Below are 12,531 nucleotides of genomic sequence, written 5' to 3'. Positions count from 1 at the left end.
ACTGTCATAGGAGCTGCGCCCAAATGGAACGCAACATTGCCCTCGTCGCGCTTTTCGCCGCATTGATCGCCGCGCTGGGCGTCATCCCGCAAGTCACGCTGCCCTTCGGCGTGCCGATCACGGCGCAATCCCTGGGCGTCATGCTCTGCGGGACGGTTCTGGGTGCGAAACGCGGCACGCTTGCGGTGCTTCTCTTCATGCTGCTGGTCTGCCTTGGCTTGCCGCTTTTGTCGGGCGGACGCGGAGGCCTTGGCGTGATCGTGTCGCCCACGGGCGGATTTTTCCTGGCATTTCCGGTGGCTGCCTTCGTTGCGGGCCTCATCACGCAAAGCTGGCGCAGCGTGCCTCTGGCCGTATCGGCGGGCATCGCGGCGGTGGCGGGCGGCCTTGTTCTTTATGCCTTCGGCATTGTCGGACTGGCGCAGGTTCTGGGCAAATCGCTGGGCGAGGCGGCGCTATTGGTAACGGCGTTCATCCCCGGTGACGCGATCAAGGCGGTGCTGGCGGGGCTCATTACTTCGGCGCTTTACCGGGCGCGGCCAAGGGCGGTGCTGTCACGCGCCTGAGGCGGGTGCGCCGCATGTAGAGATGGACATTCGCAGCGACCGCTGATTAATTCGCGGCACCATAGCGGAGGGCGGGCACATGCGGTGTCCGAACCGCCGCATGATCCGATTTAACTGGGAGGTTACCTTAATGGATCGTCGTTCCTTTATCCGCGCAGGCGCCATCGGCACCGCCGCGACAGCCCTGGCCGCACCGGCCATCGCGCAGGGCAATATCACCTGGCGCATGGTCACCACATGGCCCAAGAATTTCCCCGGTCTGGGTGTCGGCGCGCAGCGTCTGGCCGACCGGATCACCGCCGCCTCGGGCGGGCGACTGACCATTCAGGTCTACTCCGCCGGCGAGCTTGTCCCGCCCCTGCAGAGCCTTGACGCCGTCATCGACGGCACCGCCGAAATGAGCCACGGCGCGGCGTATTACTGGCAGAACAAGTCGACCGCGCTGTCGTTCTTTACCGGTGTCCCCTACGGCATGACCACGGCCGAGCTGGGCGCCTGGGTCCGGTTCATGGGCGGGCAGGAGATCTGGGACGAGATCTATGACCAGTTCGGCGTTCAGGGCTTTTTGTCGGGTAACACCGGCAACCAGACCGGCGGTTGGTTCCGCGAAGAGCTGACCGGCCTTGCCGACATCCAGGGCAAGCGTTTCCGCACCCCCGGCCTCGGTGGCCGCGTGTGGGAGAAGATGGGCGCGACCGTGACCAACATGGCGGGCGGCGAGATTTTCCAGGCGCTGCAATCGGGCACGCTCGATGCCGCCGAATTCGTCGGCCCCTACAATGACCTCGCGCTGGGCTTTCACCAGGTGGCCAAGCATTATTACCTGTCCAGCTTCGTCGAGCCGGGTCTCGCCACCGAGATCGTCGTCGACAAGGCCAAGTATCAGGAGCTGCCGGACGACTTGCAGGCGCTGGTACGCGATGTGGCGCAGGCCGAGTACGAGATGGTGTCGTCTGACTTCATCGCGAACGACCCGCGCGCGCTGCAGACGCTGATCAACGATCACGGCGTTCAGGTGCATCAGTTCCCCGACGACATCATGGAAGCGGGTGCCAAGGGCGCGAAAGAGCTGATCGAAGAGCTGCGCGCCGACAGCGATCCGCTGGTGCAGAAAACGACAGAAAGCTACATCGAAGCGCTCAAATTGGTCCGCTCGCGCACCGAGCAGATCGACATGCCTTACCAGCAAGCCCGCAAGAGCTATTTCGATCTCTGAATTACAAGATCAAGGCGAGGAAAGGCCCGGCAGCGATGCCGGGCCTTTTGCGTTGGGGGCGATGCTGCCAACTGAAATGCACTGATTGCCTGCTTATCCGGCGTGAGGCGCTCAGCAGTGTGAGGAGCCGAATGAAATATTGAGCCATCAAGCAGTTCGGACGCAATTCAACGCCCGATTTTGTATTTGCGCTTGGTCAGGCTCGCTATCATGGCTTTGTTTCGTGCGATCACGCGGGAAAACACGGCCTGCATTTCGGGGTTGAGCGCGCCGCGTCCTGTGCCGATCTGATAAAAATCGTGGCCCGGGTTCGTGTTGCATTCAACGATGAGCGGGCCGTCCTTGCCGATAGCGACATCCCAGCCAAGGCAGCCATTTACCGGAAACAATGCGTGGGCCTTTTTCACGAGGTCCGTCGCTTCTGCCCAATGCGGCATGCGCATCTGCAGCAAGTCCTTGCCTGAGACGGGATGGATGGAAATTTCTTTTTGATCGGAGCCGCCGCCGGTGACGCACCGCTCGACTTGGCCGGTCACGACGTTGAGCCACGACAGCATGCTGCCGTCTTGCCAGAAATTGTCCGACATCGCCTTGGGTGACGGCATTTTCCAAAGAGCATACAGCAAGGTTGGCGCTGTATCTTCAATCACGGTCACCATCCGCATCGTGGCAAGGATTTCCCCCGCAGTCTCCGTGAGAACAGGGTGCTGCTCCACGACGGACTGGAACAGATAACCATCTGGAAAATCCCTGACGATCTCCTCGGACAGCGCGCTGATGGCCACCACACGTCCATCGTGCAGCTTTGCGATATCGGACGCGGCATCGACCGCATCAATGCGGATCGTTCCTAGTGCCTGAGCGCCTTTGACGGGTTTGCCGAACAGTGGGAATTTTGCAGTCTCGCTCAAGAATGAGACGATGTCGGTGGCATTTTTCAAGGCCGGCAATGATCCGATGAAGCGGTCGGTCGTGAAGGCCGCCTGGATCTCCGTAGTGGGAAGGCCGGTCTGTTGTAGCAGCGCCGGGAAGCCGAACTTGTCCCCCAGAAAACCCCGCATCTGGGTCAGACCGGGAGGCGAGAGTTTGCGGTTGAGCTCGAAACTTCCCCGCGCGCCGACGAATTCGCGCTTTTCGGTGCGGCTGAGATCCGCTCGATAGACTCGATAGGCGAAATACTCGTCCGCTGTCAGGCCTGCCTTGCGGGCGGTCAGGCCGACGATTTCGCGGAAAATGCGGCCGGCGCCAATCTTTTGCTCTCGTGCTGCGGCCTCCACGAGTTTGGCAAAGGGCTTGTACTTGACCAATCGTCGATCCGTCAGGATCTTTTCGGTCTCTGGGTGAGCTTGGTCCAGCATGAGGCTTCTCCAATACGCTACGTCGCCATGTCGGAACGGTTTGTGCCCCCTAACTGTGCTTGGATTATGGCAAGTGGGCGCGAATTTCGCGGATTGTTGCGCGATTTGCTGGTTTGCGTCGGTGGGCCAGTTTCGTGATGCGTGTGAATCCTGCCCGCCGAAAGCGCCATCTGGCGCATGCCGCAAACGTTAAGGCCCGGCATCACTGCCGGGCCTTATACGATGCCGAAGAGTGTGGCGGGCTATCCCGCGATAAGCCTCGGCAGCCATGTCACGATCGCCGGGAACGCGAAGAGGATCGCAATCGCAAGGATCTGTAGCCCTACGAAGGGCAGGATGCCCTTGTAGATCGCCGAGGTCGGCAGGTCGGGCGGGGCTACGCCGCGCAGGTAGAAAAGGGCAAAGCCGAAGGGCGGCGTCAGAAAGGATGTCTGCAGGTTCACGCCCACGATCACGCCCAGCCACACCGGGTCCACGTCCATCATCAGAAGGACGGGCGCGGTGATCGGGATCACGATAAAGATGATCTCGAACGTGTCGAGGATGAACCCGAGGAAGAACATGATCGCCATCACCATAGCCACCGCGGTCAGCGTGCCGCCGGGCAAGGTGCTGAGGAATTCATGCACCAGGTTGTCGCCGCCCATCAGGCGGAAGACAACCGAGAAGACTGATGCCCCCAAGAGGACGATAAACACCATCGAGGTAATCGTCGCGGTGGCGATAACCGTCTCGCGCAGGATCGTCAGATTTAGCCGCCAGCGCATGGCCGCCAGCACCATCGCACCCACGGCGCCCACGGACGCGGCCTCGGTCGGGGTGGCGATGCCGCCCAGGATCGAGCCGAGGACCGCGAGGATCAGCAGCATGGGTGGCAAGAGGGCCGAGAAGACCTCGCCCATGAGGTTGCCCTTTTCCTCGGCGGGCACCGGGGTGGCAGGGCAGGAGGCGGGATCGGTGATGGCCTTGAAGATCGTGTACGCGAGGTAGAGGCCAACCAGCAGGAAACCGGGCAGGAGCGCGCCCGCGAAAAGGTCGCCGACCGATACCGGCGTGGGCGCGAAGTTGCCCTTCTCCATCTGCACCTGAGAGTTGATGCCCGACAGCATGTCGCCCATGAAGATGAGAACGGTGGAGGGCGGCACGATCTGGCCCAGCGTGCCGCTGGCACAGATGACGCCGGTGCTGAGCTTGGGGTCGTAGCCCGCGCGCAGCATCGCGGGCAGCGAGATGAGGCCCATCGTGACCACCGTGGCGCCCACGACGCCCGTGGAAGCCGCCAGCATGGCGCCCACAAGGATAACGGAAATGCCAAGGCCGCCGCGCAAATTGCCAAAGAGCTTGCCCATGGTCAGCAGCAGTTGCTCGGCGATACGCGATCGCTCCAGCATGACCCCCATGAAGATGAAGAGTGGCACGGCCACCAGCACCTCGTTGGTCATGAAGCCGATATAGCGATTGGGCAGCGCGCCGAAGTTCGAGGGATCGAAAACGCCCAGCCAATAGCCCACCAGGCCGAACATCAGCGACACGCCTGCCAGCGTGAAGGCGACGGGAAAGCCCATGAGCAAGAAGCCGATGATGCCAAAGAACATGAGCCCGGCGAGGATTTCGCCGATCAGAATGGGGTCCATCAGTGCGATCCCTCGATGGCTGCGGCCGCGGCGTCATTCGCGCTGACCGGGTATTGAATGCGGCGCGGCACAAGATCGCTGCGCCCGCCGAAGATCAGGATCGACCGGCAGATCATCGCGATGCCCTGCAGCGCCAAAAGGGCCGCAAAGGCGATGATGAACGTCTTGAGGATGTAGAGGCCTGGCATGCCCCCGACATTTGCCGAGCCTTCGGTATAGGACCAGGCGCGCTGCACGAAGGGCATCGAGTATACATAGACGACCGCGGTGAAAGGCAGCAAAAAGATCAGCGCGCCCACCAGATCGACCAGCGCGCGGCGCCGCACCGTGGCGGGGCGGTAAAAGATATCGACGCGCACATGGTCGTCGCGCATCAGCGCAAATCCGGCGACGGCGGTGAACATCGCGCCGCTAAGCCAGATATAAAGGTCCTGCATCCAGACATAGCTGATGGCAAAGACATAGCGCTGCACAACGACGGTAAAGCAGACCAGCACAATCCCTAGGCTCAGCCATGAGAACACCTGCCCGATGATCCAGTTGATCCAGCAGATGACACCAGCAATCCCGGCGATCAATCGCATCATCGTCGCGCCCTCCCATGCAACGCCCGCAGCGCATCGCCGCACAGGCCCGCGCGTTAAATCGCGAAGCTTGTCGTCAGTCAACAAAAAGCCGGGAAGAGATGAAAATAAGGCGTCGGGCACTCATTTTTCTGCGTTTCCGACAAAGACCGGGCGGGCCGCGAGGGAACGCCACGTGTCCTGTTGCGCCGATCTTGCGGGATCGTGGCCGCGCGCCGCGAGGTGCGTAAGGCCTTCGCTGGGCTGTTGCCCGAGAAGTCCCAAGCCCTTGGTGGCAATCGCATGTTGCGTTTGGGGCGCCTCGGTTTCTGGCGTCCGCTCTGTACGACGGCGCCACAAAGAAGCGGTTTCCAAGCGCGGCTCCCGACCACCTTTCGGGCCGGTAGCGGGGCGGGCCTGTCTGCGTTTTTGGCGGCGCCTTGATGCGGCCTCGGAGGCGCGCGAAGGGCGGCGGTGACGCTTCATCTTGCAATCGCGGTTGCAATATGGCGCGGGCGGCGTTCAATTGTCGCTTTAGTCGATAACAATCCATGGGAGTTACCGAACCAATGAAATGCATGCTAGCAACCACCGCACTGGCCATCACCGCCGCCTCATCCGTGGCAGCCGCCGGGTGCGAAGAGGTCACATTCTCCGATGTCGGCTGGACCGACATCACCGCCACCACCGCAGCCGCCAGCGTTGTCGTGCGCGCGCTGGGCTATGACACCGAAACCAAAGTCCTGTCGGTGCCCGTCACCTACAAGTCGCTGGAGGCGGGCGATATCGACGTATTCCTGGGCAACTGGATGCCGACAATGGAGGCCGACATCGCGCCTTACCGCGATGCGGGCACGGTCGATACCGTGCGCACCAATCTGGAGGGCGCGAAATACACGCTCGCCGCAAACAAGGTGGCCGCCGATCTGGGCATCACCAGCTTTGACGCGATCGCCGAGCACAAGGACGCGCTGGACGGCAAGATCTATGGCATCGAGCCGGGCAATGACGGCAATCGACTGATCCAGACGATGATCGAGGAGAATGCGTTTGGTCTCGAAGGGTTCGAAGTCGCCGAAAGCTCGGAGCAGGGGATGCTGGCGCAGGTCGCGCGCGCGGACCGCAAGGAAGAGCCGGTGGTGTTCCTCGGTTGGGAGCCGCATCCGATGAACGCCAATTTCGAGCTGACGTACCTGATCGGGGGCGATGACTACTTTGGCCCTGATCTGGGCGGCGCGACTGTCCGCACCAATACCCGCGCAGGCTATGTCGAGGAATGCCCCAACATCGGCAAGCTGCTGGAAAACATGGAATTCACCCTCGCCATGGAGAACGAAATCATGGGCGCGATCCTCGATGACGGCAAGGATCCCGAAGACGCCGCCAGTGAGTGGCTCAAGGCCAATCCGGGCATGCTGGACACATGGCTGGACGGTGTGACCACGATGGATGGCGGCGACGCGATGGCTGCGGTAGACGCGGCGATCAAATAGGCTAGCCGTATGGCTGTGAGGGTCCGCCTGCCAGAGCGGCGGGCCCGTCAGTCTCCTTCTTGCGCAACAGATCCGAGGGGCCCCTGAATGGATTGGCTGACAGACCACAAGATCCCCATCGCCACCGTGGCCGAGGACGCGCTCGAGTGGCTTCAGATCAACGGTGCGGTCTTCTTTGACGGCCTTGCGCTGGCGATGGAGCGCTTGATCGATGCCATATTGTGGGTGCTGCAAACGCCGCATCCCCTCATCATCGTGGCCGCGTTCGCGGCGCTGACCTGGGCGTTGCATCGCAACTGGAAAACCGTTGCATTCATCGTTCTGGGTTTCCTCTTTATCCTCAATCAGGGCTATTGGGAGGAGACCACCGAAAGCCTGACCCTGGTGCTCTCGGCCTGCCTCGTCTGCATGGGCGTGGGCGTGCCGATCGGCATTGCCGCGGCGCATCGCCCGCGTCTCTATCGCACGCTGCGCCCCGTGCTTGATCTGATGCAGACGCTGCCGCCCTTCGTCTATCTGATCCCGGCGATCGTGTTTTTCGGTATCGGCATGGTGCCGGGCCTGATCGCAACGGTCATTTTCGTTCTGCCCGCCCCCATACGCCTGACACAGCTGGGGATTTCATCGACGCCGGCCTCCCTCTTGGAGGCGGCGCAGGCCTTCGGGGCCAAACCCCGCCAGACCTTGTGGAAAATCGAACTGCCCTATGCCCTGCCACAAATCATGGCGGGACTGAATCAGACGATCATGCTGTCGCTGTCGATGGTGGTCATCGCCGCCCTGGTGGGCGCGGACGGGCTGGGCGTGCCCGTGGTCCGGGCGCTGAACCGGGTGGATAGCGGACTGGGCTTTGAATCCGGTCTGATCATCGTGGTGGTCGCCATCATGCTAGACCGGATGCTGAGGCTGAAGAGCAAATGACAACAGCAGTTTCTTTTCAGAATGTCTCGATCGTCTTCGGTGATGCACCGGACAAGGCACTCCCGTTGATGGACAAGGGGCTGAGCCGCTCGGAAATCGAGGCCGAGACCGGGCAGGTCCTGGGAGTGCATGACTGCACCTTTGATGTGGCCGAGGGGGAAACCCTCGTTTTGATGGGCCTGTCCGGTTCGGGCAAATCGACGCTCTTGCGCGCGGTGAATGGGCTGAACCCGGTGGCGCGCGGCCATGTCGCGGTGAACGATGGCACATGGTCAGCCAACGTGCAGGAGTGCTCGGCCCGCGATTTGCGCCGGGTGCGGCGCGAATGCGTGTCGATGGTCTTCCAGCAATTCGGCCTGCTGCCATGGCGCAATGTGCGCGACAACGTGGCACTGGCGCTGGAACTGTCGGATGTGCCCCGCAAGGAGCGGCTTGAGCGCGCCGAAAAGCAGCTGGCACTGGTTGGCCTCGACGAATGGGCAGACCGCAAGGTCAGCGAGCTGTCGGGCGGGATGCAGCAACGCGTCGGCCTTGCGCGGGCGCTGGTCACCGAGGCGCCGATCCTATTGATGGACGAGCCTTTCAGCGCGCTGGATCCGCTGATCCGTGCCCGGCTTCAGGACGAGTTGCTGGATCTGCAACGCGATCTCAGACGCTCAATCATCTTTGTCAGTCATGATCTCGACGAGGCGTTCAAGCTGGGCGAGCGCATTGCCATCATGGAGGGCGGGCGCATCGTGCAGATCGGCACCCCGCGCGAGATATTCTCGAACCCCGCGTCGGAGTATGTTGCCGATTTCGTTGCCAACATGAACCCGCTCGGCGTGCTGACCGCCCGCGATGTGATGGGGCAGGCGGGTGGGCGCGCCTCGGGCGATGTGGCCGCGGAAACCCCGGTGCGCGACCTGATCGCCCGGCTGAGCGGTGAGGACAGCGCCCTCAACGTGATCGAGGACGCCGCCGTCATCGGAACGGTCACCCCCCAAAGCATCGTCACGCGTTTGCAGAATTCGGTTTGACGCCGAATTGGATCACGCTGTTGCCGGCGCAGGAGTAATCACCATGTGCGGCGACTGGACCGCGGGCTTGGGGCCGTCCCGGCACGCCGAGTTTCGCAATCGTTGTCTTAGGGGCGACGCACGCGCGCCTATATCGGATCATGGATGTCAGGCCAAGCTAACGCAGTTCGGGGTGGCCGTGGTCCCGCTTTGGCGCGAGCGTTGCCGGGCTAGGCTGCGCCCTTCCAGATGTCTGGCGTGACATAGATGGTGTCTTCATTGACGCTGACCATCACTTCCGCGTCCTGAATATTGACCTGAACCTTCATGGCACGGCTTGCCATTTTGGCCAGTGCCGCCGCATCGGTCTCGGAAAAGTTGACGACTTGCAGATTATCGAACCGGGTCGTGCCGCTTTTGACCTTGTCCCACCAAACTTCTGCGGTCCTGCCACCGTAGGGATAGACAATCACCTTTGCCGCTTTGCTGCAGGATTGGCGCAAGACCTTCTCACTGGGAAGCCCGAGGGCCACCCAAACGTCGATCTCTCCGCTGAGGCTCTTTTGCCAGATGTCGGGCTCGCTGTCTGTCGACAGTCCTTTTGTCAATTCCAGGTGTTCATGGGCATTCAGGGCGAAGGCAACAATACGCAGCATCAACCGCTCATCGGTCTCGGACGGATGCTTGGCGACCGTCAGTTTGTGGACCTCGTAATAGTGGCGATCCATGTCAGAAACCGACAGCTCGACTTTATAGATGGTGGAATTCTGAGCCATAGTTTGTCCTGAGCCTCCGCGGATCGGGGCTCACTACTCTGTCTGATGATGCGTAGAAAGCAGATACGACCCGTGACCGTCAGACCGTTTGGAATTGGGCAGAACTTAGGCCGCAAAATTCACAGGTTTTACAATGCAGATAGGTGTTTGGGGGCCGGCAAGGCGTCCGCGCGTCAAGATTTACCGGCTTCGTCATCGGATCCGTTGAAATCATTGGGATCGAACTCTTCGGGGTCGTAGGCATCTTCATGCTCGGCGATGCCGGAAATATGCGTTGTTCCCGTTTCCTCATCATAGACGAGCCCGTAACTTGCGCCGTCGCTGGATCTCAGACGCAGATATTCATGGACACCCGCATAGATGAACGCCAGCCCGAACGGTGTGAGCAGGATCATTGCGATGATTTGACCAGTCATAAGCCTCCGTGGCATGCATGGCGCCTGGTGCGACATAGGCGATTTGCGCCTCGTCCGCGTAGGCGGCAAGCAGTTTTTGATTTGCATACGTACTGTGATGTACGTGGCCCTCAAGAATTTTGGGTCAAGCTCATTCCGGCCAGGCCCTATTTTCACTACGAAAATTAGGATGACCAGCCTCCGTTATTTAGTGGCTATTGCCGTCATTGGGGCGGGCCCGGTCCTTCATGCTGGTCTTGATCGGCGGGTGGGTGTCGATGAGGGGCACCTGATTTTTTCGACCCGTTTTCTGCGTTCTGTTCCGGGGGCGGCATAGGGAGCAGAGACCACCGTAACAACCTGTGCATGGGGATCTGATGTACCTGATTGCGCGGGTTGGCACCGCAGCGATCCAGAGGACCATCATCGAGCTCGGTGAGGATTTTTCGCAGAGCCACGCGCATATGCTTTCAAACGCTGGCACCTACCTGATCGGGTTCGGCCTTCTGCTGCCGAAGCCGCCCAGATTGCGATAATCCGGCTACACATGCCAAAGCCCCGTTTTTATCGCCCGATGTCGCGGCGTCCAACGCGCTGGGGCGGCACCTTGCTTTCGCGACCTCTGATTTAGCCACAGCGCCGGGCAGCCGTCTCGTCTGCATTCCGTCGGGCGGCTGCGTCGATGACGTTCGGGAGCAGGGCAGACATCAATCGGTGAAGTGGTTTATTCCATTATGACCCGGCGCGGAGGTGCTCTCGAGGTTCTGAAAGGTCACCGTCCCTTGCCTTGGCTGGAGTGCTGAGGTTCTGATGATGATGAGAGCCATGACGCGGAAGGTCTCTCTGAAAAAATGCGTGCAAAAACCTGACCGGTCTGCCCGGCAGTGGTTGCTCGATGTGCTTGTGACTTGCCTGAAATTCTCCGGCTACGATTCCATGCGGGAGCCGCCGTCAGCCCCGAGCCTCAAAGCCCGGAGCTGCATTTACACAGCGAGAAAGCGGTCAAATATAACCCAAATGCACTCATGGCCTATGCCCCTCAAGCTATTCCAGGCGGCTTTGAGGCCCACGGGACTAATTTTGAAAAGAGCGATTTTAGCCTTGTAACCCTTCTGTTTGCTTGGTTATACGCGTCGGTGGAGACGTGGCCGAGTGGTCGAAGGCGCTCCCCTGCTAAGGGAGTAGGCCCGGAAGGGTCTCGTGGGTTCGAATCCCATCGTCTCCGCCATTTCCTTGCCAAAGACAGCTGGTTGGGCTGTTTTGGGCCGCAATCCTTTCAGTGGTTTCCGTATTTGCGCGGCGAGTGAGAGTGGGCGGCACCAGTCTTGGTGGCTCGCTTCTCGACTTTCTCGCATTTGATGGCGTTTGCATCCGTGGTTGCTCCGGCGCGGGCGACCTTGCAATTCTGGACTTCAAGCCTAGGTCTTAAAAAGGTTTACGTCAGCGTAAATTTCCGGGCCGCGGCATTGCGGCCGTGTTTCGATAGATAATCGCGTAGCGGCAGGCGGTCGCGGGATGTGAGGCTAGGCACGCAACATGCGGGCCACGCCTGGTGACGTATCGACAGGAATTCGACGAATTTGGCTGGTGCGCTGCATCGCGAGCGGGCGCTTGGCAGATAGACACGATGCGGGCATCCACCACGGCCCTTTGGCAGGAGACATGACAACATGGCATATGAAACGACGCGCGCCCCGACCGCGGTGATCCTGGCAGCGGGGACGCGGCCTCCATCAATGGATTTGGGCGGCGATGTGCCGGTCTGCCTCCAGGTTGTGGGCGGCTCTCTCGTACTCGAGCGGATCATCCGCAATTGCCTTAGCTGTGGAATCTCGCAATTCGTGATCGTGCTCGGATCGGCTGGCGCCGCGATAAGGGCTTTTGTCGACAAGACATTTCGGGGCATTCGAGTGACCTATGTCACGGCTGATCGATACAAGGATTTGAGCGTGGCGCAGGCTCTCTTGCGCGCGGCGCCGGCAATCGGGATGTCGGAATTCATTTCGCTGGACGCGGATATGGTGTTCGAGGTCAAGATCCTGCGCAATCTGATTGACAGTGACCAGCCAAACGCCCTCTGCGTTGATCGTGGCGCCGCGAATGGTGCGCGCGCGCGGCGCGTCGTGGTGGATGAGGCGATGCAGATTATTGATTTTGGCACGGCGGTGAAGCCGGCGATCACGGTGGGTGTTCCCATCGGGATCGACAAGGTCAGCGCCAAGGCGGGACCGGCTTTTTTCAAGAGCCTCGCGCAGATCGTCGAAGGCCCCGCGCGGCCGAAATCTGCGCCGGATGCGGCGCATGCGGCTTTGCTGGAGAGCGCTGGCACGCTTCATGCGCTTGATATCACCGGCCTTGACTGGACCGGCGTTCAGACGCCCGAAGATGCCGCCCGCGCGGCCGAGCTCTTTGGAACGCCGGTAACGACCGTATCGCGCGGCCAGCAGCGCGCGCTGGACGAAAGCACGGCCAAGGCCCGCGCAAACGTCTGACGCTCCAAGATATCGGCCGCCATGTCCGCGAACGATGCCGCGCCACCAATGCCAGTTGTGAGAAGGGACCAACCGGCGCGGCCTCAAATAATGCGAGGCGTAAAAACGCACAGAGTTTT

Annotated in this window: 11 protein-coding genes and 1 tRNA gene; 7 read left to right on the top strand and 5 right to left on the bottom strand. The window is 61.0% G+C overall.

The features are described 5' to 3' along the window. The first annotated feature begins 23 nt into the window (after positions 1–23). On the top strand, positions 24–566 hold the full coding sequence (locus BW975_RS12780) for a biotin transporter BioY (protein WP_076534581.1): 543 nt from the start codon (positions 24–26) through the stop codon (positions 564–566). Between the two features lie 130 nt (positions 567–696). Then, positions 697–1,782: a TRAP transporter substrate-binding protein gene (locus BW975_RS12775; protein ID WP_076534579.1), complete on the top strand. Its 1,086-nt coding sequence runs from the start codon at positions 697–699 to the stop codon at positions 1,780–1,782. A 167-nt stretch (positions 1,783–1,949) separates the two neighbouring features. On the opposite strand, the gene BW975_RS12770 is transcribed toward BW975_RS12775, so the two are convergent. The 3 genes from BW975_RS12770 to BW975_RS12760 all read right to left on the bottom strand — a co-directional run bounded on the left by BW975_RS12770 (position 1,950) and on the right by BW975_RS12760 (position 5,358). Next, on the bottom strand, positions 1,950–3,140 hold the full coding sequence (locus tag BW975_RS12770) for a sugar-transfer associated ATP-grasp domain-containing protein (RefSeq protein WP_083687099.1): 1,191 nt from the start codon (positions 3,138–3,140) through the stop codon (positions 1,950–1,952). A gap of 242 nt (positions 3,141–3,382) precedes the next feature. After that, positions 3,383–4,774 (bottom strand): TRAP transporter large permease, encoded by a 1,392-nt coding sequence (locus tag BW975_RS12765; RefSeq protein WP_076534577.1) that lies wholly within the window; start codon positions 4,772–4,774, stop codon positions 3,383–3,385. After that, positions 4,774–5,358 (bottom strand): TRAP transporter small permease subunit, encoded by a 585-nt coding sequence (locus BW975_RS12760; RefSeq protein ID WP_076534795.1) that lies wholly within the window; start codon positions 5,356–5,358, stop codon positions 4,774–4,776. Before BW975_RS12760 ends, BW975_RS12765 begins: the two co-directional genes overlap by 1 nt. 548 nt (positions 5,359–5,906) lie before the next feature. On the opposite strand from BW975_RS12760, the gene BW975_RS12755 reads away from it, so the two are divergent. The 3 genes from BW975_RS12755 (at position 5,907) to choV (ending at position 8,770) form a co-directional block, all read left to right on the top strand. Next, on the top strand, positions 5,907–6,830 hold the full coding sequence (locus BW975_RS12755; protein ID WP_076534575.1) for a choline ABC transporter substrate-binding protein: 924 nt from the start codon (positions 5,907–5,909) through the stop codon (positions 6,828–6,830). 87 nt (positions 6,831–6,917) lie between these two features. After that, positions 6,918–7,751: a choline ABC transporter permease subunit gene (gene choW, locus BW975_RS12750; RefSeq protein ID WP_076534573.1), complete on the top strand. Its 834-nt coding sequence runs from the start codon at positions 6,918–6,920 to the stop codon at positions 7,749–7,751. Beyond that, on the top strand, positions 7,748–8,770 hold the full coding sequence (gene choV, locus BW975_RS12745; protein ID WP_076534571.1) for a choline ABC transporter ATP-binding protein: 1,023 nt from the start codon (positions 7,748–7,750) through the stop codon (positions 8,768–8,770). Before choW ends, choV begins: the two co-directional genes overlap by 4 nt. Before the next feature lie 209 nt (positions 8,771–8,979). On the opposite strand, the gene BW975_RS12740 is transcribed toward choV, so the two are convergent. Both BW975_RS12740 and BW975_RS12735 read right to left on the bottom strand, forming a co-directional pair. Further along, positions 8,980–9,525, bottom strand: a complete 546-nt coding sequence (locus BW975_RS12740) for a YaeQ family protein (RefSeq protein ID WP_076534569.1) — start codon at positions 9,523–9,525, stop codon at positions 8,980–8,982. Positions 9,526–9,698: 173 nt separating this feature from the next. Next, positions 9,699–9,941, bottom strand: a complete 243-nt coding sequence (locus BW975_RS12735; protein ID WP_076534567.1) for a hypothetical protein — start codon at positions 9,939–9,941, stop codon at positions 9,699–9,701. 1,117 nt (positions 9,942–11,058) lie between these two features. Here BW975_RS12735 and BW975_RS12725 point away from each other — a divergent pair. Together BW975_RS12725 and BW975_RS12720 are read left to right on the top strand one after the other, a co-directional pair. Continuing rightward, positions 11,059–11,148, top strand: a tRNA-Ser gene (locus tag BW975_RS12725). 442 nt (positions 11,149–11,590) lie between these two features. Beyond that, a complete protein-coding gene (locus BW975_RS12720) occupies positions 11,591–12,412 on the top strand; it encodes a phosphocholine cytidylyltransferase family protein (RefSeq protein WP_076534563.1) in 822 nt (273 codons plus the stop codon). Positions 12,413–12,531 lie beyond the last annotated feature (119 nt).

The sequence above is a fragment of the Roseovarius nanhaiticus genome (genome assembly GCF_900156535.1).
Taxonomy (GTDB): domain Bacteria; phylum Pseudomonadota; class Alphaproteobacteria; order Rhodobacterales; family Rhodobacteraceae; genus Roseovarius; species Roseovarius nanhaiticus.
Note: the sequence above shows the minus strand (reverse complement) of the source record. Positions and strands in the feature narration are given on the sequence as shown.